Annotated in this window: 22 protein-coding genes; 20 read left to right on the top strand and 2 right to left on the bottom strand. The window is 63.4% G+C overall.

Features of this window, described 5'->3' with window-relative positions; genetic code table 11:
* The 14 genes from O2807_01030 to O2807_00965 all read left to right on the top strand — a co-directional run.
* Positions 1–1,388, top strand: a 1,388-nt coding sequence (locus O2807_01030; GenBank protein ID MDA0999083.1) for an SLBB domain-containing protein, incomplete at its 5' end; no start/stop codon positions are given.
* Positions 1,389–1,399: 11 nt separating this feature from the next.
* Positions 1,400–4,138 carry a formate dehydrogenase subunit alpha gene (gene fdhF / locus O2807_01025; protein ID MDA0999082.1) on the top strand — a complete coding sequence of 913 codons (2,739 nt, stop codon included), beginning with the start codon at positions 1,400–1,402 and terminating at the stop codon, positions 4,136–4,138.
* Between the two features lie 447 nt (positions 4,139–4,585).
* The gene (locus tag O2807_01020) at positions 4,586–5,053 is read left to right on the top strand and encodes an Rrf2 family transcriptional regulator (GenBank protein MDA0999081.1); all 468 of its coding nucleotides are present in this window, start codon (positions 4,586–4,588) and stop codon (positions 5,051–5,053) included.
* A 151-nt stretch (positions 5,054–5,204) separates the two neighbouring features.
* Positions 5,205–5,564: a cytochrome c gene (locus O2807_01015; GenBank protein MDA0999080.1), complete on the top strand. Its 360-nt coding sequence runs from the start codon at positions 5,205–5,207 to the stop codon at positions 5,562–5,564.
* A 12-nt stretch (positions 5,565–5,576) separates the two neighbouring features.
* Complete coding sequence (locus O2807_01010) at positions 5,577–7,604, top strand: FAD-dependent oxidoreductase (GenBank protein MDA0999079.1); 2,028 nt, start codon at positions 5,577–5,579, stop codon at positions 7,602–7,604.
* 12 nt (positions 7,605–7,616) lie between these two features.
* Positions 7,617–8,147, top strand: a complete 531-nt coding sequence (locus O2807_01005) for a Rieske (2Fe-2S) protein (GenBank protein MDA0999078.1) — start codon at positions 7,617–7,619, stop codon at positions 8,145–8,147.
* 57 nt (positions 8,148–8,204) lie between these two features.
* Positions 8,205–9,722 carry a cytochrome b N-terminal domain-containing protein gene (locus tag O2807_01000; protein ID MDA0999077.1) on the top strand — a complete coding sequence of 506 codons (1,518 nt, stop codon included), beginning with the start codon at positions 8,205–8,207 and terminating at the stop codon, positions 9,720–9,722.
* 36 nt (positions 9,723–9,758) lie between these two features.
* Complete coding sequence (locus tag O2807_00995; GenBank protein MDA0999076.1) at positions 9,759–10,577, top strand: c-type cytochrome; 819 nt, start codon at positions 9,759–9,761, stop codon at positions 10,575–10,577.
* A gap of 118 nt (positions 10,578–10,695) precedes the next feature.
* The gene (locus tag O2807_00990) at positions 10,696–10,983 is read left to right on the top strand and encodes a hypothetical protein (protein ID MDA0999075.1); all 288 of its coding nucleotides are present in this window, start codon (positions 10,696–10,698) and stop codon (positions 10,981–10,983) included.
* Entirely contained in the window at positions 10,976–11,812 is an 837-nt protein-coding gene (locus O2807_00985) for a hypothetical protein (protein ID MDA0999074.1), read from the top strand. The genes O2807_00990 and O2807_00985 overlap by 8 nt, the downstream gene beginning before the upstream one ends.
* A gap of 188 nt (positions 11,813–12,000) precedes the next feature.
* Positions 12,001–12,435 (top strand): OsmC family protein, encoded by a 435-nt coding sequence (locus O2807_00980; protein ID MDA0999073.1) that lies wholly within the window; start codon positions 12,001–12,003, stop codon positions 12,433–12,435.
* A 128-nt stretch (positions 12,436–12,563) separates the two neighbouring features.
* On the top strand, positions 12,564–13,406 hold the full coding sequence (locus O2807_00975; GenBank protein MDA0999072.1) for a phosphoenolpyruvate hydrolase family protein: 843 nt from the start codon (positions 12,564–12,566) through the stop codon (positions 13,404–13,406).
* A gap of 14 nt (positions 13,407–13,420) precedes the next feature.
* A complete protein-coding gene (locus O2807_00970; GenBank protein ID MDA0999071.1) occupies positions 13,421–14,674 on the top strand; it encodes a Tm-1-like ATP-binding domain-containing protein in 1,254 nt (417 codons plus the stop codon).
* Positions 14,655–16,364 (top strand): FAD-binding protein, encoded by a 1,710-nt coding sequence (locus O2807_00965; GenBank protein ID MDA0999070.1) that lies wholly within the window; start codon positions 14,655–14,657, stop codon positions 16,362–16,364. Before O2807_00970 ends, O2807_00965 begins: the two co-directional genes overlap by 20 nt.
* Before the next feature lie 25 nt (positions 16,365–16,389).
* Here the strand turns inward: O2807_00965 and O2807_00960 are convergent, their stop codons facing one another.
* A complete protein-coding gene (locus O2807_00960) occupies positions 16,390–17,445 on the bottom strand; it encodes an alcohol dehydrogenase catalytic domain-containing protein (GenBank protein MDA0999069.1) in 1,056 nt (351 codons plus the stop codon).
* Positions 17,446–17,636: 191 nt separating this feature from the next.
* On the opposite strand from O2807_00960, the gene O2807_00955 reads away from it, so the two are divergent.
* From O2807_00955 to O2807_00940, 4 genes are all read left to right on the top strand, one after another.
* Entirely contained in the window at positions 17,637–19,931 is a 2,295-nt protein-coding gene (locus O2807_00955; GenBank protein ID MDA0999068.1) for a xanthine dehydrogenase family protein molybdopterin-binding subunit, read from the top strand.
* A gap of 65 nt (positions 19,932–19,996) precedes the next feature.
* A complete protein-coding gene (locus O2807_00950; protein ID MDA0999067.1) occupies positions 19,997–21,208 on the top strand; it encodes an acyl-CoA/acyl-ACP dehydrogenase in 1,212 nt (403 codons plus the stop codon).
* 155 nt (positions 21,209–21,363) lie between these two features.
* A complete protein-coding gene (locus O2807_00945; protein ID MDA0999066.1) occupies positions 21,364–22,323 on the top strand; it encodes a 3-hydroxyacyl-CoA dehydrogenase family protein in 960 nt (319 codons plus the stop codon).
* 15 nt (positions 22,324–22,338) lie between these two features.
* A complete protein-coding gene (locus tag O2807_00940) occupies positions 22,339–23,367 on the top strand; it encodes a zinc-binding dehydrogenase (protein MDA0999065.1) in 1,029 nt (342 codons plus the stop codon).
* A gap of 14 nt (positions 23,368–23,381) precedes the next feature.
* Here O2807_00940 and O2807_00935 read toward each other — a convergent pair whose 3' ends face one another.
* Complete coding sequence (locus tag O2807_00935; GenBank protein MDA0999064.1) at positions 23,382–24,140, bottom strand: creatininase family protein; 759 nt, start codon at positions 24,138–24,140, stop codon at positions 23,382–23,384.
* A 147-nt stretch (positions 24,141–24,287) separates the two neighbouring features.
* On the opposite strand from O2807_00935, the gene O2807_00930 reads away from it, so the two are divergent.
* A complete protein-coding gene (locus O2807_00930; protein MDA0999063.1) occupies positions 24,288–24,617 on the top strand; it encodes a 4a-hydroxytetrahydrobiopterin dehydratase in 330 nt (109 codons plus the stop codon).
* Positions 24,618–24,633: 16 nt separating this feature from the next.
* Positions 24,634–25,704, top strand: coding sequence for a glycosyltransferase family 4 protein (locus tag O2807_00925; GenBank protein MDA0999062.1), 1,071 nt, complete (start codon positions 24,634–24,636; stop codon positions 25,702–25,704).
* Positions 25,705–25,947 lie beyond the last annotated feature (243 nt).

Genomic DNA, 25,947 nt, shown 5'->3' with positions numbered 1-25,947 from the left:
AGGCAGCACAAAAAAAGTCCGGTCACGTCCGGGTCGCCGGCTGCGCCTGTCTGGGCCGCTGCGACAGGGCCCCTGCCGCAGCGGCAGGGGCGAAGGTGTACACCGGCGCGGCGGCGGAGCGTCTTGTGGCGATTGCCGGGCAGCCGAAAAGAGGAAAGCGCCCTCCCGTATCGAGTGCGCCCAAAATCGAAGCCGCATCGCGCCTTTTCCCCTACCGCCGGAAGGGTGAGGCGTTTTTGGTGCTGAAAGCCCTTTTGCAGGAAGGAAAACCGGAGGAGGCGATCGCCGCCCTGACCGAGAGCGGGCTGCGCGGAATGGGCGGCGCGGGGTTTCCCGCCGGGCGGAAGTGGGAGATGGTCCGCCGGGCCAAGGGGCCGCACAAATTTCTCATCTGCAACGCCGATGAGAGCGAGCCCGGTACCTTCAAGGACCGCGCGCTCATGGACAGTTTTCCGGAACTGATCGTGGAGGGCATCCTCATCGGCGCCTGGGCGGTGGGGGCCGCGGCCGCGCTGATCTACATCCGCCACGAGTATGGCCGCCAGCGTCTCGCCCTTCAGCGCGCCATCCGCGCGGCCCGCGCGCGCGGGCTGACGGGAGCGGGCAAACTGCCGGAGATTCAGATTTTTGTGAGTCCGGGCGGCTACATCTGCGGCGAGGAGACCGCGCTGCTCGAAGTGCTCGAGGACAGGCGCGCCCAGCCGAGGGACAAGCCCCCCTTTCCGGTAGAGGCGGGTCTGTTCGGCCGGCCCACCCTCATCAACAACGTAGAAACTTTCGCCCTCGTACCCGCCATCCTGCGAAACGGGCCGGAATGGTACCGGGGCTTCGGCCGCGGCGGCGCCGCCGGATTCAAGATGGCCGGCATCAGCGGCGCGGTCGCCCGCCCGGGAGTGTATGAGGTGGAGCTGGGCACCCCGGTCTCGGAGCTGATCGAAAAAACCGCCGGCGGGATGAAGGAGGGAAGCCGCCTGAAGGCCTTTTGTCCGGGCGGGGCGAGCAGCGGCTTTCTCCCCGCCGCGCTCGCCGGGACGCCCTATGACTTCGACGCCCTCGCCGCGGCGGGGAGCATGCTCGGGAGCGGCGCCCTCATCGCCATCCCCGAGGGGGCCGACATGGTGGCGCTGGCCTGGAGCGCGCTGCGCTTTTTCCGCGATGAATCCTGCGGCAAGTGCGTGCCCTGCCGGATGGGGACGGAACAGATCGCCGGTTTTCTCAAGCGGGCGATCGAGGGCCGGGCCGCGCGGAGCGAACTCGCCGAGCTGGAAGACGTGTCCGCCGCCATGATGGACACCTCCATCTGCGGGCTCGGCCAGGCGGCACCGCTGCCGTTTCTCTCGCTCCTGCGGCATTTCCGCGATGAACTCACAGCGAAGCTGAAGGGATAGGGAGCACGCCCATGCCAGACATTCCCGAAATTTCTTTTCTCCTCGACGGCAAGAAGGTACGCGCCGCGCAGGGCGACACCATCTGGGAGGCCGCCGCCGCGCAGGGGGGGGAGATTCCCCGGCTGTGCTATCAGCCGGGCCTCTCGCCCGCCGGCGTTTGCCGGGTGTGCGCGGTCGAGGTGGCGGGCGCCCGGGTGCTCGCGCCCTCCTGCTGCCGCGCGGTGGAGGCGGGGATGGAAGTCAGTACGAAGGGCGCGCGGGTTGTGCGTGCCCAGCGGGCGCTCGTCCGGATGCTGATGGCGGATCATCCAAGCCCCTGCGCGGCCGAATCAGAAGGCCCGGGATGTGAACTCGAAGCGCTGGCGAGGGACCTCGGCGTCGCGGCGAACGAAAGCGCTCGCACGGCCTCCGCCGGGATGGTGGACATCTCTTCCTCGGTCATCACCGTTGACCTGAACGCCTGCATCCTCTGCGACAGGTGCATCCGCGCGTGCGCCGATGTGCAGGGCAATCACGTTATCGGAAGGGCCGGGAAGGGGGCGGCGGCGCGCATCGTCTTCGATGCCGAAGCCCCGATGGGGGCGTCGAGCTGCGTCTCCTGCGGGGAGTGCGCGGCCGCCTGCCCGACCGGGGCGCTTGTGGACAAGCCGCTCGTTGAAAGCGAAACGAAAAAATCCGGCCGGAAAGTGGATTCGCTCTGCCCTTACTGCGGCGTCGGCTGCGCCATCACCTATCAGGTGAAGGGGAACCGGATTGTCGCTGTGGAGGGGAGATCGGAGAACACCGTCAACCAGGGCCGCCTGTGCGTGAAGGGGCGGTATGGATACGACTACGCCCATCATGAAGGAAGGCTCACCGTTCCGCTGATCCGAAAAGAGGGCGCGCCCAAGACGGCGGCGCTTCCCACGAATCCGCTTTCCCTTTTCCGCGAGGGCACCTGGGAGGAGGCGCTCTCGCGCACCGCCGGGGCGCTCGTGGAGATCAAAAATGCGCATGGCTCCTCCGCGCTCGCGGGTTTCGGCTCGGCCAAATGCTCGAACGAGGAGTGCTACCTGTTCCAGAAGCTGATCCGCGCCGCACTCGGAACGAACAACGTCGATCACTGCACGCGGCTGTGCCACGCCAGCTCGGTGGCGGCGCTGATGGAGACCATCGGCAGCGGCGCCGTGAGTAATCCCTTTTCTGATGTGATGCAGGCGGACTTCATCTTTGTGGCAGGATCGAATACCACGGAAAATCATCCGGTGGCGGCGACCTTCATCAAGGAGGCGGTGGAAAAGGGGGCGACGCTCGCCGTCGCCGATCCGCGGCGGATCGATCTCGTCCGCCACGCGAGCATCCATCTGCGCTTCCGCCCCGGAACCGATGTCGCCGTCTTCAACGGGCTCCTGCACGTGGTCATCGAGGAGGGGCTCTACGACCGGGAGTTTGTGGAGAGGCGGACCGAGGGATTCGGAGAACTCCAAAAAGAGGTGAAGGCGTATTCGCCGGAGCGGGTGGCCCGCATCACGGGGGTCCCCGCTGCGCTGATCCGTGAGACCGCCCGGCGCTATGCGGCCTCCGAGCGCTCCATCTGCTTCTGGGGGATGGGGCTCTCCCAGCACACGACGGGGACGGACAACTGCCGGGCGCTCATCGCGCTCTGCCTGATTTGCGGCCAGATCGGCAGGCCGGGCACGGGTCTCCATCCGCTCAGGGGGCAGAACAACGTTCAGGGGGCCTCCGATGTCGGTCTGATCCCGATGGTTTATCCCGGCTATCAGGATGTGACGCGGCCCGAAGTGCGCGCGAAGTTCGAGCGGGCGTGGGGCCGGCCGCTCGATGCGGCGGCTGGCCTGACGGTGATGGAGGTCATGCACGCAGCCCATGCGGGCGAAATCCGCGGGATGTACATCATGGGCGAGAATCCCGCCATGAGCGATCCGAATCTCAACCTGACCCGCGAGGCGCTCGCCCGGCTGGCGCATCTCACCGTCCAGGATATTTTCCTGACCGAAACCGCCGCCTTCGCGGATGTGATTCTCCCCGCTACGGCGTTTCCGGAGAAGACGGGGACCTACACCAACACCGATCGGCGGGTGCAGCTTGGGAGAAAGGCGGTCGAGCCGCCCGGTCAGGCGCGCGTGGACTGGCGCATCATCGCCGAGCTGGCGGAGCGGATGGGCTACCCGATGGACTACGCATCGCCCGAGGAAATTTTCGCCGAGATCGCAGAGCTCACTCCGCAGATGGCGGGGCTGACCTATGCGCGGCTGGAGAAGGGGGGCGTGAGCTGGCCCTGTCCCGCACTCGATCATCCGGGCACGGCGATTCTCTTTGAGGAACGGTTTCCGACGCCGACGGGGCGTGGGCGGCTCGTTCCGGTGGCGTTTGCGCCCCCGCACGAGCTTCCCGACCGGAAATATCCCTTCGTCCTTAACACCGGGCGGAATCTCTATCACTGGCACACCGGCGCGATGACCCGCCGGGCGGGCGCCCTCGATGCGGCGGAGCCCGCGGCCTATGTCGAAATAAACGAGGCCGATCTCCGCCGGAAGAGGATCAGCGACGGCGCCCTTGTGCGGGTGCGCTCCCGGCGGGGGGAGATTGAACTCGCGGCCCGTAAATCCCCCCGCGTTCGGCCGGGGGAGGTGTTCATCCCTTTTCACTATGTGGAAGCGGCGGCGAACCTTCTCACCGTGGATGTGCTCGATCCGTGGGGGAAGATTCCCGAATTCAAGGTCTGCGCCGTGCAGGTGGAGAAAGTCTAGAAGCGGCGGGGGGTCGGATTCGCCGCGTCCAGAACCCCGGGCCGTGAACCGATTCAAGATATTTGCGGTCGGTGCCAGTTGGCCCAGGGTGTTCCGGGGCTGGACCTTCGGGCTGTGGGGGCATTGGTTTTTCCATCGGCTTATCGTAATGGCTGTGGGTATGTGGCGGTGGCCGCAAAAACAGAGAGACTTGATATGGGCACAATATAATGAATATAAACGAGTTGTGTAATTACCCCGATCAAATAAAGAATAAACAATCTTTTACTCTTGATATTCCTTCCATCTCCCCTCATATTTAGATTTAGTTCTCTCATCGAGGTTCTTTCACGATCGTGCAAGATGCCGTTGGAAGGCTGGTGGCGGCTCTGGCGGTGAAAACGAAAGGCGGATGTGAGAACAAGGTAGCGGACACAAAAACTGCCAAACGCAAACCAAGGGTGCCGGATGCATATTTATTCGAAAGCCGTTGAGAATGCGGTCTGTATCCTCACCCGTCTTGCCCAGCAAGATTCCGGAACGGTGCATACGGTACAGAAAATTTCCCAAATGACATCCCTTTCTTCGCCCACGGTGGCGAAGACCCTCCAGCAACTCGCCAAGGCGGGTTTACTCGTCTCGCGAAAGGGGCCCGGCGGAGGTTTTTTTCTGAATCAATCCCCATCTGATGTTACGCTGAAGGCGATTGTGGCGAGCATCGAAGGGGCGGAACCTTTCTCTCAGTGTTTGGCCGGTCTTGCGTCGTGCTCGGAGGAAAATGTTTGTCCGCTGCACGACAAATGGGAATCGACCAAAAAAAGCCTTGTACGGTTTTTGGAAACCACTACGCTCAACGATATGGTCTGCGCCCTGGTACAGAAGGGCTTCGATGTGGATGCACTCGACAAAAAAAAAATTGAAAGCGAAACTCAATAGGATGGCGCCAAAAGCCTGGCGGAGCGGAACGGTAGCCCCGGATTCGAATGTGCGGGGGTTTTCTCTGACGGGGTTTTCGCTGGAAGAGTATTGACCCGTATTCGGCAATTGCCGTCTTTTGAAACGATGCTTGCAGAAAGGAGATTTTCTGATGCGGAAAGGATTGATTCTGATTGGAGGGATGGCCGTAGCCGCCTGGATGATTTCGGCCTTGCCAGCCGATGCGGCGGATGCGGCGGCCGGCAAGGCGAAGTACCAGCAGTTTTGCGCCGCTTGCCACGGCCTGACCGGAAAAGGGGACGGGCCCGCCGCGGGTTCCCTGAATCCGAAGCCCCGCGATCATACAGATAAGGCATACATGAAGACGCTCTCCGATGAGCAACTCTTCAAGATCACCAAACTGGGCGGGCCGGCCGTCGGGAAAGCCCCCACCATGCCGCCCTGGGGCGGTGCGCTTCAAGACGCCGACATTCGCAATGTCATTGCCTATATTCGATCCTTGGCGAAGTAGAAGAGGAAGTCGATGGGCAAGGACGTGCGCTTTGAGGTAACGGTACCGGACGAGAGCTATTGGTCCGACATGGTGAAGTGCCGCGCAGGATGTCCCGTCCATACCGACGCGCGGGGATATGTCCGCGCAATTGCCGAAGGGCGGTTCGAGGAGGCCTACCGGATCGCCCGTGAACCCAACCCTTTTGCCTCGGTGTGCGGCCGCGTGTGTGCGGCTCCCTGCGAGGCGGCGTGCCGCCGCGGGGCGATTGATGCCCCTGTGGCGATCCGCTCGCTCAAGCGCTTTCTGACCGAGCGGTATGGCTCGGAGGCCAAGCGCCCGCTCGGCCAGCCCAAGGGGCTCCGGCTTCTACTCCAGAGCCCGCCCTTGGCCGGGGGACATGGTCCTTGGGACCTGGCGAATCTCCGGAAAAAGGGCGAAACGGCCCAGGAGCGCACCAAGGGCCGCCGGGTGGCGGTCGTCGGCTCTGGCGTTGCGGGCATGACCTGTGCGCACGATCTCAAGCTTCTCGGATATGACGTCACGGTGTTTGAGGCGCAGAGCGTTCCCGGCGGCATGTTGATGCTCGGCGTGCCGGAGTACCGTCTCCCGCGCGATCTGGTGCAGGCCGAGATTCAAGGTGTGCTTGATCTGGGTGTCGAGCTCCGCCTGAATCAGGCGCTGGGAAGGGATTTTACCCTCGCCGATTTACGCGCCCAGGGTTTCGAGTCGGTCTTCATCGCCATCGGCGCCCACAAGAGCCGCGATCTTCGGATCGAGGGTGTTCAGCTCGATGGCGTCTTCCGGGCAGTCGAATTCCTGCTGAACGTGAATCTGGGCTTCAAGGTGGAACTCGGCGAGCGCGTCGTCGTGGTCGGCGGCGGGGACGTTGCCATGGATGCGGCCCGTTCGGCGGCCCGTGCGATTCAGGCAGGCTATGAGGTGGAGATGGAAGCGGACGCAGCCGCGATGTCGGGGACCATGGACGTGGCCCGCGAGGCCATCCGGATGGGTGCGCGCAATGTGCGCTTGGTGTGCCTGGAGTCCTGGGAGGAGATGCCGGCGAGCGAATTGGAGCTTGAGGGCACCCAGGAAGAGGGAATCGAGGTCCACCCCAGGTGGGGTCCCAAGCGGGTGCTCGGCGAGGGCGGAAAAGTCCGGGGCCTGGAAGTGCTGCGCGTTATCCGCGTTTTTGATGAAGAGGGCAGGTTCAACCCGCAGTTTGAAGAAGGTTCCGAAGATGTCATGGAGTGCGATTCGGTGATCCTGGCCGTGGGGCAGGCGCCGGATCTGTCGTGGATTCGAGAGGAAGATAAAATTGAGGTGAGCCCCCGCGGGACGATTCAGATTGACCCCGATACGCTGGCCACAACGGCGTCCGGCATTTATGCGGGGGGCGATGTAGCCTTCGGGCCCCGCATCTTTATCGAGGCCGTAGAGAACGGCCACCGCGCCGCGCGCTCGATACACGAACACCTTACAGGCGAGAGCTACGGGCAGCGCCGCGGCGGGATGTGGAAGAAACTTGACCCGCACCGCCAGACGCTCTTGCGCATTGGCGAGCCCGAGATGGGCCTTCCCGTCATCCTGCCGGGCTACCGGCGCTTCGAGCGCGAGGAGCCGCTGACGCTTCCCGTGGAGCGGCGGATCGGCATTGCGGAGGTCGAACTCGGCTACACTGAAGATGCTGCCCGGCAGCAGGCCGCCCGGTGCGTCCAGTGCGGGATCAACACGATTTTTGACAGCGACAAATGCGTGCTTTGCGGCGGCTGCGTGGATGTGTGCCCTTCGGCCTGCCTGCGCATCGTGCCGCTCCGGCAGCTGAGCGGCGGAGCGGAACTTGAGGCGCTGGCCCGCCTCCGTTACGGAGAGGGATTGGAGGAGATACGGCGCGCGGAAGGGGAGGGCGGCACCCCGGCCGGGGCGGCCATGCTGAAGGATGAGGCCGCTTGTATCCGGTGCAGCCTGTGCGCCATGCGGTGCCCCACGGGCGCCGTTACCATGGAGCGGTATTTTTTCGGTGAAACGTGGCCGCAAGCGGAAAATCCGCTTTCAGGATAGGGGAGAGAAAAAGTGGCTGAAGACTATGGAGACTATCAGCTGGAGGAAGCGCTGGCGGCCGGGCCGGAGGCATCGCGTGGTTTCTCGCGCCGTTCCCTCTTGTCCATCGGGTGGATCGCTTCGCTGGTTTCTCTTATTGGTCCGGGATTGGCGAATATCCGCTATCTGTTTCCGAATGTGCTTTACGAAACCCCCACCACCTTCAAGCTCAGGAAGCCCGCAGAATATCCCGACAACGCGATCACCTTCGATGAGGAGCGCCGCCTTTTCATCTTCCGCGGCCGGCTCGGTTTTCGCGCCATGTCGGCGGTCTGCACCCACCTGCGGTGCACGATCGGGCCGTTCGGACCCTCCGGCAGAAGAGGGAAAGGCCCCACCAGCCTTTGCCCGTGTCACGGGAGCGTGTTCGACACCGAAGGAAGGGTGCTTTCCGGTCCTGCGCCGCGGCCATTAGCGTTCTTCCGGCTTTCGATGAGTCCCGACGAGCGGCTGCAGGTGGACACACAAGCTCTCGTCGCATCGGATACATATTTCAAGGTTTGAGGGCGGAGCGAATTCACATAACGGCAACGCGCCGACATAGAGGAGCCGGTGAGCGAAATGGTTGATGCGGCAAAAGCCCCGAAGCCGGGTGCCCTGTCCCGATGGCGCAAGAAGATGACTTCTTCCCGGGCCTGGCGATCGGTCATGCGCCATGGCTACCCGGACAACGATCTCGATCGCATGCAGGCGGTGGTCACCAATTTCTTCCTGCACATCATGCCGGCGCGGGTCAATGTACACACACTCCGGCCTACGGCGACGTTCGGTTTGGGTGTGATCGCGCTTTTCCTGTTTTTCATTCTTGTAATCACAGGCGTCCTTTTGATGTTCTATTACGTCCCTTCGGTGGACCGGGCCTATCACGACATGAAGGATCTGCAGTTTGTCGTCTCCTACGGGATCATCCTCCGGAACATGCACCGCTGGGCGGCGCACGGGATGGTGGCGGCGGTCTTCATTCATATGTGCCGGGTTTTCTATACGGGCTCCTACAAGCCGCCGCGGGAGTTCAACTGGGTGCTGGGGGTGATCCTCTGGGTGATGACGATGTTCCTCTCGTTTACGGGATATCTGCTTCCCTGGGATCAGCTCGCGTTTTGGGCGATTACGGTCGGCTCGAGCATCGCCGCCTATCCGCCCCTGATGGGCGATACGATTCGCTTCATGTTGCTAGGCGGGCAGGAGGTGGGTCAGGGGGCGCTCCTGCGGTTCTACGTGCTGCACGTGGCGATTTTACCGATTGCCCTCTCTTTGGTGCTGGCGGTTCATCTCTGGCGCGTCCGGAAGGACGGCGGGCTGGCCCGGCCCCGGGAGGGCAGCGGCGCGGGAAGCCCGACCACGGCGGCCGACAGCGGGAAGTGGGACACCGGGAAGACCTACGGCCTGATGGCCCTGGCCCGGGGGACGACCCCCATGGTCGAGGCCCAGGCGCCCGAGGAGGAGGTGACGGCCTGGCCGCATCTCATCTTCCGCCTCTTTGTCATTTTTATGGCGACGCTGTCGGTCATCACGCTGGTTTCCCTGTTGTTCGATGCGCCCCTGGAGGGGATTGCGAATCCCACCCATCCGCCCAATCCATCGAAGGCGCCCTGGTATTTCCTCGGGCTACAGGAACTGGTGAGCTACTCGGCGCTGATGGGCGGGGTGGTGGTGCCGGGGCTGGCGCTCCTGGGCCTGATTCTCATCCCCTACATTGACTATTCGCCGCAGGGCGAGGGGGTGTGGTTCACATCATCGGGGCGCGAGAAAAGACTGGCCTGGCAGTCGGCGCTCTCCGGTGCGGTTTCAGTCCCGGTGCTCATGGTGGCCAACGCCTGGTTCGGCATCCGGATCCTCTGGGCGGAGTCGCCGCAGTTGATGGTGGATGTGTTCAATCCTGCCACAGTTCTTCTGGTGGGGTTGATGATATTTTCCAGCACGGTAGTGCGCCGGACGGGCTCGCGCCGGCTGGGGGCGGTCGCGCTTTTCTCCGCTTATCTGGGGGCGCTCGTGGTACTGACCATCATCGGTACTTTTTTCCGGGGGGCCAACTGGGCCTTTGTGCTTCCCTGGGCGAGCTCGGGGGGAGGCCACTAACGGCCTCACGCATTGGAAATCTTATAAGGTGAACAAATGAACGCCAAAGAGAGGCTGGAAGAGAACGGGTTGCGGAGGTGGCACGTGGCTTTTGCCCTCATCGGTTTGGCCGCGGCCTTGCTTTTCTTCATCTCCTACTGGCAGGACTATGGTCGGGAGTGGCGCACTTACCAGCGCCAGTATGCCTCCGAGCTTCGCGCTTTTCTTTCGGGACAAGGAGAAAAAGAACTTCCGCCGACCGAGTTTGTTTACATTCAAACGGTGGTGGAAGAACCCACCCGAGTGGATCGATGCCAGATGTGCCACCGGGCGGTGGATGATCCGCGTTTTTCCAAATCCCCGCAGCCGCTGACCAGCCATCCGAAGATCCCGCCGCACCCGTTTGAAAAATTCGGATGCACGGTGTGCCACGGCGGGCAGGGGCGCGCGACGACTGTGGCCGACGCCCATGGAAACGTGCCGTTCTGGGAGGAGCCGCTCCTGAAAAAGCCCTTCACCCAGGCCTCCTGCGGAAGCTGTCACCGCGGCGTGGATCTGAAAGATGCCCCCCTGGTCGCGCGCGGCCGCCAGCTGTACCTCCAGTCGGGCTGCATCGGGTGCCACCGGATTCACGGGGTGGGTGGAATGGTCGGCCCCGATCTCACTTGGGTGGGAGACCGGCGCAAGGACCCGAAATGGCATGAGGAACATCTCCGCTTGCCGGCGAAGCTCTTTCCGGGAACCACGATGCCGCCCTACGGACATCTGCCAAAAAAAGATCTGCAGGCGCTGGTCGTGTACATGCTGAGCCTCCGCCAGGCACCGGCCCGGCTGATCGCCGCCCCGAATGTGGGAGTCGCCGCCGCCAAGCCATAAGTCCTTTTGGTTTTCCGGAAATTGTGGATTCTGCGATAATCGTCTCTTCCTCTGCACGATTGCGCGGCGCCTCTGCGGGAGAGGACTCCGTTTCGGTGCAATGTTCTGGTGAGTGGGGATGCCCAGGTACGATCTCAACAAGTTCATCCATGTGCTGCAGTTTCCTGAGAACAGGGCACGCTACGACGCAGATCCGGAGGGTTTCCTGGGCGAATTCGGCCTTTCCCGGGAAGAAGTCCAGGCGGTGTTGAGCGCCGACATTCGTACGCTGTGGATGAAGGGGGCGAACCCGTATCTACTGCGCGTCTTCCAGTTCTGGAACCAGATCAGCGACGCGGATTTCGAGAAGGCGCTAGAGGGTTTCTCCTTCCTCGAATCGATCCGGCCGGGGGGGACCCATGGCTGAGCTTGTTGCCGCCTTCGCGGCAAGCCACACCCCGCTCCTCTATACGCGGGCGGGTGAACCGTCCCCTGAAGTACAAGAAGATACTTTTTCCGCCTTTCGGCGGATGGGTCAGGTCATTCGGGAGCGCGGCGCCGAGGCCTTGGTGGTGTTCGGCAACGATCATCTCCACGCCCTGTTCATGGATCGGCATCCGGCGCTTGCCATCGGCATCCGCTCGCGCTTCAAAAGGGTCGCGAGCGAGCCTTATCTGCCCCAATTGGAAGGCGGCTACCCGGGAGATGATCGGCTCGGGTTTCATCTGGCCCGATCGCTCCTCGCGGGCCATTTTGATCCCGCGCTTTGCCAGGACATCGATCTCGATCATTCCGTCATCATCCCCATGCACCTCATGGGCGATCCGGATATCCCCCTGGTTCCCATTCTGCAGAACACGGTCGCGCCGCCGCTCTCTCCGGCCGCGCGGGCGTTCGAGCTTGGCGTTGCCGTCCGCCGTGCGGTAGAGCGCTATGATGGCGCCGGGCGGGTGGCGGTTCTGGGAACGGGTGCGCTCTCGCACTGGATCGGGACGCCGGGCATGGGGGTCATCGATCAGAGGTGGGACATGGAGGTCATCGATCTGCTTCGCGCCGCCGCCGCCGATCAGCTATCAGCGTGGCCGCAGGAGAAGATCGACGCCGGTGGAAACGGTGCGAACGAAATCCGCAACTGGATCGCCGCGGCGGCGGCAGCCGGCAACACCGCCGCCGCGCTTTGGTCCTATCAACCGGAGCCCTCCTGGTTCGTCGGGGTGACCGTGCTGGAGTGGCCGATAGGTCCCGCCATTTCCTGACCATTTCAGAGGAAATTCAATGAAAATTTCGGGCACTGCCCCGGCCGGATCAGCCACGAGATCGAGGCGGATCTCTCCCTGCCGCGCTACCGGATCAGTCCCGAGTTCAGCGACGTGCGCCGCGACATTCTCGAGCGCATCGGGTATATTGCGAGTGGCTGAAGTTTTTCCATCATCCGGGAGTTGCCATGAGTTCTGATGTCCTCGCCGTTCAGGTCGAATGGCAGGAAGGCAAACGGATCGAAGCCACCGCCCGCGGAAACCGCCTCGTGGTGGACCAGATCTATGCGGATGGCCGCGAGAGCGGGGGCTTTCGCCCGACCGAGCTGATCCTGAGCGGCATCGGCGCCTGCATGATGGGAACGGTTCTGGGCTTCTGCGAGAACATGAAAATCCCAGTCGAGAAGTTTTCCATTTCGGTCGAGGGCGTCCGCGGCACCAAACCCGAGCGCATCTCCGAAATCCGGCTCCGCCTCGAGTTGAGGGGCAATATCCCCGAAGATCGTCGCGAAACCCTTCTCCGGGTGGCCCAGGGCTGCCGCGTTCACTACACCCTCACGCACGCCCCCGAAATCCATGTCGATCTGCGGCTTTCCGGGAGCGCCGTTTCTGCCGGGAACTGACCCGCTCCCCCGTTTCCTTCTGGCGTCCTCTCAGGTAACTTGGGATCGGCCCTCTCTGCAGGTGCGCGGCTGCGCCTTCTCCCCGGCGTGCGGCGCACGAGGACGAACAACGACAGGAGGAATGTGCGATGGCCGGCAGATTCAACAAGGATCATGTCGTGTCCCGGCTCCGGAAAGAGCGCGAGGAAGGCCGCGCGATCTACGACGCGCTCTGCGGGAGCGGGATCACCGCCAAGTTCGCCGCGCGCGGCGGCGCCGATCTTGTGACGACGTTCAATCTGGCCTACTACCGGATGCAGGGGCTGAGCTCGATGGCGGGGTATCTCCCCATCGGGGACGCCAACGCCATCACGCTCGAGCTGGGAGAGCGCTCCATCCTGAACGTGGTGAAGGATGTGCCCGTGGTGGCCGGCATCCTCGGCGCCGATCCCACGCGCGACATGTTCCGCTTCGTGGACCGGCTGCAGGATGCCGGTTTCGACGGTGTGATGAACTGCCCGACCCTCGCCCTGGTGGACGGAAATTTCCGGAAGGACCTGGAAGAGACCGGCATGGGCTACGCCAACGAGGTCGAGGTGCTCGGCTACGCCAGCCGCCAGGGGATGTTCACCAAGGCGTTCTGCACCACCCCCGAAGAAGCCCTGGCGATGGCCGAGGCGGGGGTGGACAACATCATCGTTCACTTCGGGAACAGTTCGGGCGGTTCCATCGGGTCGAAAACCGTGATGGGATTCAAAGATGCCGCCGCCCGCGCCGCCGGTGTTCTCGACGCGCTCTCCGGGAAGTACACGGACCTGATTTACACCTGTCACGGCGGGGCGATTGAGACCCCGGCCGATTTCGAAAAGCTTCTCTCAATCGAGGGCCGCTTCGACGGCTACGTGGGCGGCTCCTCGGCGGAGCGCTTTCCCATCGAAAAATCTGTTCCCGAGGCGACGCAGGGGTTCAAGGCCGTTCGCATCAAAAAATAAAAGAGGGTGTGTGCGTGCAGGCGGTGAAGGTGGCGGTGCTGGTGACGCTGGACAGCAAGGCGGCCGAGGGCCGCTTTCTGTGCGATGCCATTCGGCAGGCGGGCGCCGCGCCCTGGGTGGTGGACCTCTCCTGCCGGCCCCACGGGACGGCGGGGGCGGATGTCACCGGCCGTGCGGTCTGCGGGCGGGCCGGCCGCGCCTGGGAAGAGCTGGCGGACATGGATCGGGGGCAAGCCTCCGACGTCATGACGGCGGGGGGTGTCTCGCTTTTGAGGGAGGCGGTTGTCGAGAAAAAAGATGTATTCGGCGTCATCGGCATCGGCGGAGCGAACGGCTCCTCGATGGCCTGCGGGATCATGCGGGCACTGCCGCTGCTCTTTCCCAAAGTAATGGTGAGCGCCGTGGCGGCCACCGGGGCGGTTCAGTGGTATGTCGGCTCGAGCGATATCGTCATGTTCCCTTCCATCGGGGATCTCTCGCTGAACCGGATCACCGAGGCCGTGATGGAAAACGCCGCCCGCGCGGTTTCGGCCATGGCGGAAGGATGGGCAGAGCGCCCCGCGGATCGGAAGCGCGCCCCGCTCGTGGGGATATCTTCTTTCGGGGGGACGATGGGCTGCGTGGGCCGCGTCGAATCGCGCCTGCAGGAGGCGGGCTACGAGACCATTTTGTTTCACGCCTCGGGCCCCGGCGGGCGCGCGCTCGAGGCCCTGGCCGGGCTGGGCGAGCTGGCGGGGGTGGTGGACATCACCACCTCTGAGCTGACCGATGTGCTGGTGGATGGCGTCTACAGCGCCGGGGAGGGGCGCCTGACCGCCGCCGGGGAGCGGGGCCTGCCCCAGGTGGTGGTGCCGGGGGCGCTCGATCATGCGAATTTCTGGATGGGCGATGTCCCGGAGCGTTTCCGCGATCGGGAGTTTTTCCAGTACAACGCCCAGAACATGCTCATGCGCACCAACGCCGAAGAGTATGAAGCGCTGGGGCTGATGTTCGCCGAGCGCCTGAACCGGGCGGCAGGGCCCGTGGCCGTCCTGATCCCGAAAAAAGGCTTCAGCGAGCACACCCGGCGCGCGACGTACGATCTGCAGGGGCGGGAGATCGGCCGCTGGGATCAGCCTGAGACCGATGCCGCGTTTGCCCGCTCCCTTCGCACCCATCTGAAAAAGGGGAAGATGGATGAGCTGGACTTTCACATCAACGATCCCGCATTTGCCGATGCGTGTGTGGGCGCTTTTCTGGAGATGATGCATGCCCGAAATACCGGCTGAACATCACGAGACCGATGTCCTCATCGTCGGGGGCGGCGCGGCGGGGACGATGGCCGCCTTCGCGTGCGCCCATGCCGGGGTCCGCGTCATCCAGGCGACGAAGGGAAGGGCGACGAGCGGGACGACGACTGTGGCCCGGGGCGGATTCGCGGCGGCGATGGGGAAGGGAGATTCCCCCGAAAACCACCTTCGAGACATCCTGAAGTACGGCGGAGAGCTGATCGACCCCGAACTCGCGCGCACGTGGGTCTACGGCATCGTCGAGGTGGTGAACGATCTGCGTGCCTGGGGGGCGGAGTTCATCACGGACGATAATGGCGATTTGAACCTCAAGATGTTCCCGAGCCACTCCCATCCCCGCGCGGTGCACCACCACGACACGACCGGGAACATGCTGACCAAGACGCTTTCGAAGAAGCTGCGCGCCGACGCCCGGATCGCGCAGCATCCCCATACGGCGATTCTCGATCTGATCACCCATGAAGGGAGCGTTGTTGGGGCCTGGGGAGTGGATTACTCCCGCGGGGTGTTTCTACGCTATGCGGCGCGCGAGGTGATCCTCTGCACGGGGGGCGGGAGCGGACTTTTCTATGTGAACGACAATCCGCCCCAGGTTACCGGGGACGGATACGTCCTGGGGTTCCGGGCGGGCGCGCCGCTCCTCGGGATCGAGATGATCGATTTCCAGGCCATGTGCTGCTCCCCGGAGGAGCTCTTCGGCTTCGCCCCGCATCCGACCGGCTTCATCAACGCAGGCGCCATCTTCCGCAATCGGGAAGGGGAGGCGTTTCTGAAACGCTATTTCCCGGATACGGCCGAGAAGAGCACCCGGAGCGAAGTCATCCTCGCCATGGCGAAGGAAATTCATGCCGGGCGGGCGGGCGCCACCGGCGGCATCTTCATGGACGCCACCCAGGTGCCGCTGGAGGTGATTCAGGAGCAGATTCCCCACGTCTACAAGACCTGTCTCTCGCGGGGCATCGACATCACGAAAACGCCATTGGAGGTGGCCCCGGGGAGCCACACCTGGCTCGGGGGGCTGCGGGTGGACACCGAGGGGCGGACGCCCATTCCCGGCCTCTGGGCGGCGGGGGAGACGGCAGGCGGCATCCACGGCGGAAACCGGATCGGGGGCTCGGCGCTCTCGGCCTCCCTGGTGTTCGGGCGCCGGGCGGGCCGGGCGGCTGCGGCGGCGGCCAAAGGCGCGAAGGGCGAAACACCGGCAGTGGAAATCCCTGGCGATGAGCGGGCCTGGCTCTCGGAGCTTGTGGAGCGGAAAGATGGCCCCCTTCAGGCCGATGTCCGCCTCCGGTGCCGGATGCTGGCCCACGAGCGCCTCGGTCCGATCCGGGATGAGGAGAACTGCCGAACGGCACTCGGCGAGTACGCGCGGATCGAGGCGGAGGATATCCCCCGGATGCGTCTTTCCGATGAGGCCCGCGTATCGGACAAGGCGAGGGGACAGGAGCTCGAGAGCGCCATTTCGGTGCGGAATCTGGCGCTGCTCGGCCGGCTTCTGGCGACGGCCGCGCTTGAGCGCAGGGAGAGCCGCGGCGCCCACTTCCGCATCGATTTCCCGGTGGCCGACGAGAGCGGCTGGCGGGTGGTGACACGGCTGGAGAAAGGGCCGGCCGGCCGGATTGCTTTTCACGCCGATCCGGTCAAGGCGTACGCCCCGGCGGAGAACTGACGTCTAGCAGCCCCCCGGCACGGGTTCAGGTGCAGTCAATCGACACTTTGAGCGCTCCGCTTTCCCTGCCCCTGAAAACTTTGAAGGCCTTTTCAAAATCCTCGAGCGGAAACCGGTGGGTGATGAGCAGGCTGCTGTCGATGCGGCCGGTTTCATAAGCCCGTATCGCCCGGGCGACGGAATAGTCCCCCTCGCCCCGGACGCCGTAAAGAGTGATCTGATCGAGGGGCAGGCGGTTCAAGGCGGCGACGGCCCTTTCGCCCGGCGGGACGATTCCCAAAAGCAGCACGCGCCCGCCGCGCCTGACCTGATCGATGGCCTCGGCCTGGAGGGTAGTGACCCCGGCGGCTTCTACCACGAGATCCGCTCCCTCTTCCCATCCAAATTTCATGAGGACATCGTCCACATTCTCCACCCCGGCGTGAACGGTGATGTCCGCCCCGAGGCGAATGGCCAGCTCCAGCCGGTCGGGAAGGGTGTCCACCATGCACACTTCCCCCGCTCCGAGAAACCGGGCGAACTGCATCGTGAGCAGACCGATGGCCCCCGCGCCGTAGATCAGCACCCGGTCGCCGGTTTCGACGCCCGCGCGTTCGAGCCCTGTAACGGCGGTGCCCGCCGTGGTGAGCAGGGTCCCTTCGGTGAAAGACATGTTGTCGGGAAGCGGGTGGAGCACTTTGGCGGGGACGGCGCAGTATTGCGAGAAGCCGCCGTTCGCCGTCATTCCGATCTGCCGGTGCAGGGGCACGCGGCCGTAGTTTTCGCAGATTGTATAAGCCCCCCGCCGACAGTTCCGGCACCTCCCGCAGCTGGCGTGGCTTTCGGTGGCGACGCGATCGCCGGGCTGAAACTTCTCCACCGTCTCGCCGGTTTTCAATACCTCGCCCGTCCACTCATGGCCCGGCACGAGCGGATAGATCACCCCCGGAAGCTTTCCCTCGATAAGGTGAATGTCCGAGCCGCAGAACGTACATGCCCGAACACGCACCAGCACTTCATCGGGGCCGATTTGGGGCTCCGGCAGTTCCGTGAGGTAGAAATGTTCGGGTTTTTTCACGATGACGGCGCGCATGGTCTCCATCCTTTCTTCCCGTGGCCGGCCGAGCCGCGGAGAGTGAGGTAACAGAAGTAAAATCAATTATTAATGATTCTTGCCCCGTCGGCATTGTCATCTACTCGCCGGGGCATTACCTTATGTATTAGAATTTAGGACCTTTTAATATTCTTTCAACATCTCCGTAGAGGATCGGTCCCCTCCAGGGAGAATGCAAGATGGATACGACGGTCTTCCAATCAGTTGGAAAAAGGGAAGTGCGTGCCGACGGGGCACAGTTGAGCGCGGGCAGCGCACTGTATGTGGACGATCTCGCGCCGCCGGGACTCTTGTACGGTGCGGTTCTCCGGGCGGGGCGGCCCCACGCCCGCATCCGCCGCGTGGACACCCGGGCCGCGTCCCGGCACCCCGGGGTGGCCTGCATCCTCATCGGCAAAGATATTCCGAACAATGCCTACGGCCCCAGCCTTCAGGATCAACCCGTTCTGTGCACCGACAAGGTCCGCTATGCGGGTGATCCGGTTGCCGCGCTTTGCGCGGAGAGTTGGGAGGCCGCCGAGGAAGCGGTGCGGAAAATACGGGTGGAGTATGAGGACCTGCCGGTGGTGAGCGATCCCGAAGCCGCCCTCCAGTCCGCGGCCCCCAGGGTCCACGAAAATCATCCGACGGGAAACCGCGTTCTTGACTGGAAGGTGCGCCGCGGAAATTTGGACGAGGGCTTCCGGCGGGCCTCCCTGATTGTCGAGGAGAGATTCATCTCCCGCGCCCAGGAACACGCCGCCATCGAGCCGCACATCTGCATGGCGGAAGTGGATGAAAAAGGGAAGCTGACGGTTCATGTTTCGACCCAGACGCCCTACATCATACGGATGAACCTGGGGAGGGTGCTGGGCCTTCCCCTCTCGCGGGTTCGGGTTCTCGTCCAGAAGGTGGGGGGCGGTTTCGGCGGGAAGCATGAAATCATGCTGGAACCTCTGGCGGCGCTCTGCTCTCTGAAGACGGGGCGGCCCGTGAAGTTCCGGATGTCGCGCGAGGAGGAATTCACGGCCTCCACCATCCGCCACTCCATCATCATGGACTTCAAGACGGGTGTAACGGCGGAGGGTCTCATCACGGCGCGCGAGATCAACCTGATTTTGGACACGGGCGCTTATCTGTCCTTCGGGGAAACCACCGCCTCCAAAGCGGCCTTGATGGCCTGCGGCCCCTACCCCGTCGAAAATTTATCGGTTGACGCCTGCCTGGTCTATACGAACAACGGTGTGGCGGGCGCGGTCCGGGGGTTCGGCGTGACGCAGACCACCTATGCCTGCGAGTCGCACATGGATGCAATCGCGAAAAAACTCCAGATGGATCCACTCGAGCTCCGGAAGATAAATGCCATGCGTCTCGGGGATGCGGCCCACAGCGGCGATGTCATCCGAAGTTTCGGCTTCCTGGAAACGATGGAGCACGCCGCCCGTGCGGCCGAATGGGAGAGCATCGGAGGAGGAAGGCGCTCGCCCTGCGGCCGGCGCACCGGGGGGGGGATTGCCGCCATGATCTACCCGGTCGGTTTTACGGCGACAGCCAACCCGAGCGCCGCTTTCGCCCGGATGAATGAGGATGCGACGGTGACGGTGATTACCGGGTGCGCCGATGTGGGGCAGGGCGCCCATGTGGCGCTCCGCCAGATCGCCGCCGAGGAGATCGGGGTTCCTGTAGAGAACGTTCACCTTATCAGCGGAGATACCGATGTGGCCCCGTTGGATCTGGGCTCGGTGGCCAGCCGGGTGACCCACATCGGCGGCAACGCAGTCCGTGCCGCCGTGGGGAAGATCAAGGAAATCCTCCTGCGGAAAGCGGCCGAGATCATCGAGGCGGAGCCGGCGGATCTGCGGATAGAAAAGGGAATGGTGTACGTCAGGAGTGCTCCCGAGCGTGCCATTCCCCTCGCCGAGGTCGCGCTGAAGTGTCACCGCGACGGGCAGATGCTGCTGGGAGAGGGAAGCTACAATCCCCCCGGTCTCCACCTCGACAAGGCAACGGGCCAGGGGAAGCCCTACGACTGCTATGTGTTCGCCACCCACGTCGCCGAGGTCGAAGTGGACGAGGAAACGGGCGAATACCATGTGCTCCAGCTCGTTGCGGCGCACGATGTCGGCAAGGCGGTGAACCCCATGAATGTCGAAGGGCAGATCGAAGGCGGCACCCTGCAGGGGTATGGCTTCGGCATGATGGAACAGGTGCTGATGGAAGAGGGCATGGTCAAAAACCCCAATCTGGCGGATTACCTGATCCCGACCTCGCTCGATTCGCCCGATGTTATTCGCCCGATTCTGGTGGAAACCGATGAGCCCAGCGGGCCTTTCGGCGCGAAGGGGGTGGCCGAGCCCGCGCTCAATCCGACGACCCCGGCCGTGCTCAATGCGATATACGATGCGGTGGGCGCGCGCCTGAAGGATCTCCCGGCAACGCCCGAAGCGGTCTTGCGCGCAATGGGCAAATTGGGAGATGGTAAGAATATCCGTTAAGAAGTATTTGTTTCCGGAATTTTTTGGGATGGACCTGGGCCGAAATTGTGGAGGGGGAGTGTGTCGTGGTTGACTTCAAGCTTACCGAGCAGCAGATCATGCTTCGCGATTTGGCGAAAAAATTTGTACAGGAAGAGATTGTGCCCGTCCGGGCGGAACTGGATCAGAAGCCCGATCCCCGGGAAGGTTTCTCCTGGGATCTGCTCCGTGCGGCGGACAAGGTCGGTCTCCGAACCATTGCGCTCAGCGAAGAAGACGGCGGCATCGAGGCCGACATTATCACCCGCTGCGTCGTGGGTGAGGAGATCGCGACGGGTGACCTGGGATTCGCGGTCTGTCTCGATCAGATTTGGAAAATTTCGGGCGCCATCGTGAAGTTGTGCAACGAGGGGCAGAAAAAGCGGTTCATCCCCATGTTCCGGGACGATCCCGAATGCGCGCTCTCTATCTGCATCACCGAGCCCACCGGCGGCTCGAACTATATCCCCCCCATCGAGCGGAAAGAAACTGTCCAGACCAGGGCGGAGCTGAAAGGGGGAAACTGGGTCATCAACGGACAGAAGATCTTCATCTCAAACGCGGGACTCTCCAAGCTCTATCTGGTTTTTGCGGTGACGGACCCGGATGCGGATTTCTACGAGCGCGTGAGCGCCTTTCTGATCACGAAGGATGCCCCGGGTTTTACGATCGGAAAAACCGAGAACAAAATGGGCCAGCGCCTGGTGTGGAACAGCGCCCTCCACTTCGATGACTGCACCATCCCGGAGAACAATCTGGTCGGCAGGCGCGGCGGCGGCATGCCCGATGTGCTCAAGTTCCTGGCCGAGGAGGGGAGCAACATCCAGGCGGGCGCCACCGTCCTGGGAACCGCCCGGGCGGCCTACGAAGCGGCCGTGGAGCACGCCAAGGAGCGATTTGTCGGCGGGAAACAGATGATGCTGCACCAGCTGACCCATCATAAGCTGGCGAGCATGCGGATGCGTCTCGACGCGGCGCGGGCCTATCTCTACCGGGCGGCGGCGAACATTGACGATCCGGCGGAGGCGAACGACTACTCCATGGCGCCCATGGCCAAGGTGTTCGCGTCGCAAGCCGCCTTCGACGTGGCCAAGGAAGCAATGGAGCTGTTCGGCGGCCATGGCTATATGAAGGATCTGCCGATGGAGAAATACTTTCGCGATGCGGCGAGCTTCCTCCACTCCGATGGGGTGAACGACGTTCTGCTCGTCCGCGCCGCGCGGCTGCTTTACGATCTTCCGGCGGAACTGTTCCGGTAAGCATCCCCCCGGTCCCGGCAGGCGGTGCCCTCCGGGGCCGGGTGTTTTCTCCCGCATTTTGTTTTGCTCTTTCCGCACGATGGCATGGCCGGGACATTCCGTCGAATTTCGAAACGGAAACATTTGAAATTCTCGAGGTTTCGGGAGAGGCCCCTATGACGCCGCAGGAGATTCGACGCATCGGGGTTGTGGGCGGCGGCTACGTTGGCCACGGCGTGGCGCAGCAATTTGCCCAGGCGGGCTACCCGGTGGCGATGTACAACCGGACGCCGGAGAGCTCCGAGCGGGCGATGGCGGGTATTCGCAGGGGTGTCCAGATTTTTGTCGATGAGGGATACGTGACGCCCCAAGAGGCAGAGGAGACGCTCGCGCGAATCGCACCCACGACAGACTTCAGAGCCGCTGTCGAGGGGGCCGATTTCATCGTGGAGTCCGTATCGGAAAAACTGGAAGTGAAGCAAGAGATTTTCCGCGAGATGGATTCCCTCGCTCCGGAAAACGCCATTCTGGCGAGCGAGACATCGGGTTTGAAAATGACCGATATCTCCAGGATGACCCAGCGGCCGGAGCGGTGCATCTCGACCCACAGCTACACCCCGCCTCCCCTGATTCCGGTGGTGGAGATCAGCCCCGGCGAACGGACGGCGCCGGAGGTCGTGGAAGCGACGATGGCGTTTCTCCGTCTGGTGGGGAAGGAGCCGGTGCTTTGCAAAGAGGTTCCAGGACACATCGGGGTGCGGCTTACAACAGCGATGCGCCGGGAAGCCTACAACATCATCGAGAAGGGATATGCGACGCCCGAGGCGGTGGATACCGTTGTGCGCTCGGTGGGCCGGCTTTGGCCCATCCTGGGCATTCTGGAAGTGTCCGACCTTTCCGGCATCGATGTGATGCGCGATGTCCAGCGGAACATTCAGCCGCACCTCGATCACCGCGCCGAACCCTCCCCGCTGCTGGACAAGATGATCGAAGCCGGTACGCTGGGCCAAAAGGCAGGCAAGGGGTTCTACGAATGGGACGAGGCGCGGCGGAATGAAATCCTCGGCGCACGCGATCGGATGCTTTTGCGGTGGCTCCGCGAGAACCCGCGCGCGGCGGCGCCGTCCGCTTCCTGATCGGAGGGTTGAACCATGAAGGCGATGGTGTTGCACGAATGGGGCGGGGCGCTTTCGCTGGAGGAAGTTCCCGACCCTTCCCCGGGGATGGGCGAGGTGGTGCTCCGCGTCCATGCCTGCGCGCCCGATCAGTTCGATGTGACCATCCGGGCGGGCCGGGCCGGAGGCAAGATTCCCCTTATCCTCGGCCATGAGATTGCCGGGGAGATCGCCGCCCTCGGGCCGGGCGTGGAGGGATTCGCCGAGGGCGATCGGGTGATCGTCCACGCCTATCTCACCTGCGGGCGCTGCCGGTTCTGCCGGATGGGCCGGGAGACGCTCTGCCGCGATTTCCGGGGCTATTTCGGCGTTCACGTGGACGGCGGCTACGCCGAGTATGTCCGGGCGCCCGCGCGGAACCTCGTCCGTATCCCGGATGGGGTGGGTTACGCCGATGCCACCGCCATCGTGAGTCCTGTGGCTACCCCGCTCAAGGCCATCAAGACAAGGGCTGCCCTCAGAGCGGGCGAGGACATTGTCATCGTCGGCGCCTGTGGCGGGGGGGGGGTTCACGCCGTGCAGATCGCCCGCGTTTTCGGCGGCCGTGTGTTTGCCGTGGATGTGGACGATGCGCGGCTCGCGCGTGCGAAAGAGCTGGGCGCGGATGTCGTCATCAACAGCCGGAAGACGGATTTCGGCGAAGTCGTCCTGGAGGAAACGGACGGCAAGGGGGCCGAGGTGGTGCTTGAGTTTGTCGGGACGGAGGAGACGATTCCCCGAAGTCTCGCCGCGCTTTCGACGGCCGGGCGCCTGATCGTCGTCGGCTTCCAGCCGGGGGCGGTCTTCGTCACCGACCCGACCCGGTTTGTGCACGATGAGATCACGGTGACCGGCTCGCGCTATGTGAACCGCGCCGAGCTCGCCGAGGCGGCCGAGTGGGTGGGGGCCGGAAGGGTGAAGCCGATCATCTCGGCCACTTACCCCCTGGCCGAGGCCGAGCGGGCGCTCGCGGATCTGAAGGAAAACCGAGTCTTCGGCCGGGCGCCGCTCCTGCCCGGTGCCTAAATCGTGCCGGGCGGCTAGATCTTGAAGAATTCCCGGTTGAAGTTCTCCACGACCTCGGCCACCTTCTCGACGCAGGCCTCGAAATACTGTGCTCCCCGTTCCGGAGTCGCCCGCCGCGGATCACCGTACACCCCATTGTGCGTCCGGCTGTCCGGCTTACGGGAGACCGCCGTCACGTCGAGTTCGTAGGAGGTCACCCACTCGGGCTTGTACTTCCAGTCGCCGAGGCGGTCGAGATGCACCTTGTCCGGCCGCAGATGCATCATGAATGCCGTCTCGAACTCGTTCGCATGCGGCCCTTCGCGGAAATTGTCCCCGATTTCGTTGCACCGCTCGCGGTTCATGAGAAAGTACGTGGCCGAGGCGAAGATGATATCTCCCCCGCGGCCATAACGGCCCATGCAGTCCACGATGGAGGTTTGGAGAAGCGCCTGGTTCACGTAGTGCCCGTTCAGGAAGAAAATTTTCTTGAAGCCGGTCCGCACCAGGCTATCGGCGATGTCCCGGATGCAGGCCATGAAGGTTTCCGAGGTGAAACTGATTGTTCCGGGGTAGTTTTCCCAGGGTTCGGAGGCCCCGAAGGGAAGAGGCGGGGCAACGATGCAGCCGGTCCGCTCCCCCGCCGCCTTCGCCACTTCGTATGCGCTCGCGATATCGACCTGAACCGGCAGGTGGGGGCCGTGCTGCTCGGTGGCGCCGAGGGGTTGAATGATGACAGGCTCTTGGGGAAGCATGTCGCGCACTTCCATCCATGTCAGATCGTGCAAAAGCATGACGGGCCTCCTGCCGGGGCGGATTTGCTCCCGGTTTTTCGGACAAAGAACTCGAGTTTGCGGGTCGGTTGCAGTTTAGCATGGCTGCCGCAGACGTGAGAACATGGAGGCCGGGATATTTTGGATCCAGCCATGGAGGGATAGCCGATGAACGATTTGGCCGCGAAAGAGTGTGTGCCCTGCAAGGGAGGTGTTCCGCCCCTGGCGGGGAAAGAGTTGGATGACCTCCAGCGTCAACTCGGCAACGAATGGCGCGTGGTGGATGCGCATCATCTGGAGAAGGATTTTTCGTTTCGCAACTTTGCCGAGGCGCTCGCCTTCACCAACGGGGTCGGAGGGATGGCCGAGCAACAAGGGCACCATCCGGACATCTATCTCGCGTGGGGAAAGGTGAAGATCACCGTCTGGACGCACAAGATCAACGGCCTGACGGAGAGTGATTTTGTCTTCGCCGCCAAGGCCGATCAGCTCCTCTAGCCGCCGGAACGAATCGTTGGATATCGCATTTCTCGATTCCTGGCCCGCCGATCCGGCCCGGGGGAGCGGCACGGCGGTAGGCATTTCCGGGCTCGCGGCCGCGCTCGAGGCGGCCGGCCACCGGGTGGATCTCCTCCGGCCCGCGCGCGGGGGCGGCAGCCTCTCCCTGCGGCGGCTCATGTTCAACGCGGAGTTGGAAATCCAGGGTCTCCCCGATCAGTACGACCTGGTGGCGGGTTTCGATATCGACGGGTGCTTTTACCGGCCCGGGCCGGATGTGCCCTACATCGTGTGCCTCAAAGGAATCGCCGCCGAGGAGGCGCAATTCGAGACCGGGCGGGTGAAGGCCCATCTTTCCTTTCTGGCGCGGATGGAAGGCTATAACGCCCGGAAGGCGCGGGCCGTGTTTGTGACGAGCAATTACTGCAAGCGGGCGGCGGTCTCGGCCTATGACCTTCCTCCCGGAAATATCGAGATCGTGCCCGAGGGGATCGATCTGGCTGCCTGGGAGGAAGCGGCCGCATCTGTGCCCCCGCGGGCGGATGCGTGTCCGGCGATTCTCTCGGTGGGGCGGCAGTACCCGCGGAAGAATACCCGGGCGCTCATCGAGGCGATGCCGCGGGTGCGCGCCGCGGTGCCGGATGTTCTTTTGCGTGTCGTGGGCGGCGGGCCGATGGCGGCCAGACTCGAAGAGATGGCGGCCGATTTGGGCCTGGGCGATTCGGTGAAATTTCTCGGAGAGCTCCCCGATGAGGCGGATGTTCGCCGCGCCTACTTCGAGGCCGATGTTTTCTGCCTTCCGAGCCTGCAGGAGGGCTTCGGCATCGTTTTTCTCGAGGCCATGGCGGCGGGGCTTCCCGTTGTAGCGGTGCGGGCCACCGCCGTGCCCGAGGTGGTTCCGGATGGAGAGGCGGGGCTTCTCGTCCCGCCCGGGGATGAGGAGGCGCTCTCTGCGGCCCTCATCCGGCTCCTGCAAGATGCGGATTTGCGCGCGCGGCTCGGCCGGGCGGGGCGCACGCACGTGCTGCGCTACGACTGGCCCGAGGTTGCCCGGATGTTTGTCGAAAAGGCCCAGGGCATCATTTAAGGCCCACGGGAAATGTATTTCTCCCCCTTTTCTGTTCTGCTTGTTTGCATTAATCATATATTCAGACGGCAAAAATGGGGCGAATTGTCCCGTCCTTCTGGACTTCGTCAAAAAAAACATGATAATAGAATCTGGTAATCCTTTTTTTGTGAAAGTGTTAGCCAGTCTTTTTTGGCTGCGCCGTGCATGGCACATAGATTGCCTCGGAAATGAGAATTGAGGGGAAGGCTACCGCCGCGCGCA

It is taken from the genome of bacterium (assembly GCA_027622355.1).
Taxonomy (GTDB): Bacteria; UBA8248; UBA8248; order UBA8248; family UBA8248; genus JAQBZT01.
The sequence above is the reverse complement of the archived record's forward strand: the minus strand, read 5'-3'. Positions and strand labels throughout refer to the sequence as shown.

Excerpts from the sequence above, each read along its gene's own strand:
- fdhF (MDA0999082.1), top strand. The coding sequence starts at position 1,400 with ATGCCAGACATTCCCGAAATTTCTTTTCTCCTCGACGGCAAGAAGGTA.
- O2807_01020 (MDA0999081.1), top strand. The coding sequence starts at position 4,586 with ATGCATATTTATTCGAAAGCCGTTGAGAATGCGGTCTGTATCCTCACC.
- O2807_01015 (MDA0999080.1), top strand. The coding sequence starts at position 5,205 with ATGCGGAAAGGATTGATTCTGATTGGAGGGATGGCCGTAGCCGCCTGG.
- O2807_01010 (MDA0999079.1), top strand. The coding sequence starts at position 5,577 with ATGGGCAAGGACGTGCGCTTTGAGGTAACGGTACCGGACGAGAGCTAT.
- O2807_01000 (MDA0999077.1), top strand. The coding sequence starts at position 8,205 with ATGGTTGATGCGGCAAAAGCCCCGAAGCCGGGTGCCCTGTCCCGATGG.
- O2807_00995 (MDA0999076.1), top strand. The coding sequence starts at position 9,759 with ATGAACGCCAAAGAGAGGCTGGAAGAGAACGGGTTGCGGAGGTGGCAC.
- O2807_00990 (MDA0999075.1), top strand. The coding sequence starts at position 10,696 with ATGCCCAGGTACGATCTCAACAAGTTCATCCATGTGCTGCAGTTTCCT.
- O2807_00985 (MDA0999074.1), top strand. The coding sequence starts at position 10,976 with ATGGCTGAGCTTGTTGCCGCCTTCGCGGCAAGCCACACCCCGCTCCTC.
- O2807_00980 (MDA0999073.1), top strand. The coding sequence starts at position 12,001 with ATGAGTTCTGATGTCCTCGCCGTTCAGGTCGAATGGCAGGAAGGCAAA.
- O2807_00975 (MDA0999072.1), top strand. The coding sequence starts at position 12,564 with ATGGCCGGCAGATTCAACAAGGATCATGTCGTGTCCCGGCTCCGGAAA.
- O2807_00965 (MDA0999070.1), top strand. The coding sequence starts at position 14,655 with ATGCCCGAAATACCGGCTGAACATCACGAGACCGATGTCCTCATCGTC.
- O2807_00960 (MDA0999069.1), bottom strand. The coding sequence starts at position 17,445 with ATGGAGACCATGCGCGCCGTCATCGTGAAAAAACCCGAACATTTCTAC.
- O2807_00955 (MDA0999068.1), top strand. The coding sequence starts at position 17,637 with ATGGATACGACGGTCTTCCAATCAGTTGGAAAAAGGGAAGTGCGTGCC.
- O2807_00945 (MDA0999066.1), top strand. The coding sequence starts at position 21,364 with ATGACGCCGCAGGAGATTCGACGCATCGGGGTTGTGGGCGGCGGCTAC.
- O2807_00940 (MDA0999065.1), top strand. The coding sequence starts at position 22,339 with ATGAAGGCGATGGTGTTGCACGAATGGGGCGGGGCGCTTTCGCTGGAG.
- O2807_00935 (MDA0999064.1), bottom strand. The coding sequence starts at position 24,140 with ATGCTTTTGCACGATCTGACATGGATGGAAGTGCGCGACATGCTTCCC.
- O2807_00930 (MDA0999063.1), top strand. The coding sequence starts at position 24,288 with ATGAACGATTTGGCCGCGAAAGAGTGTGTGCCCTGCAAGGGAGGTGTT.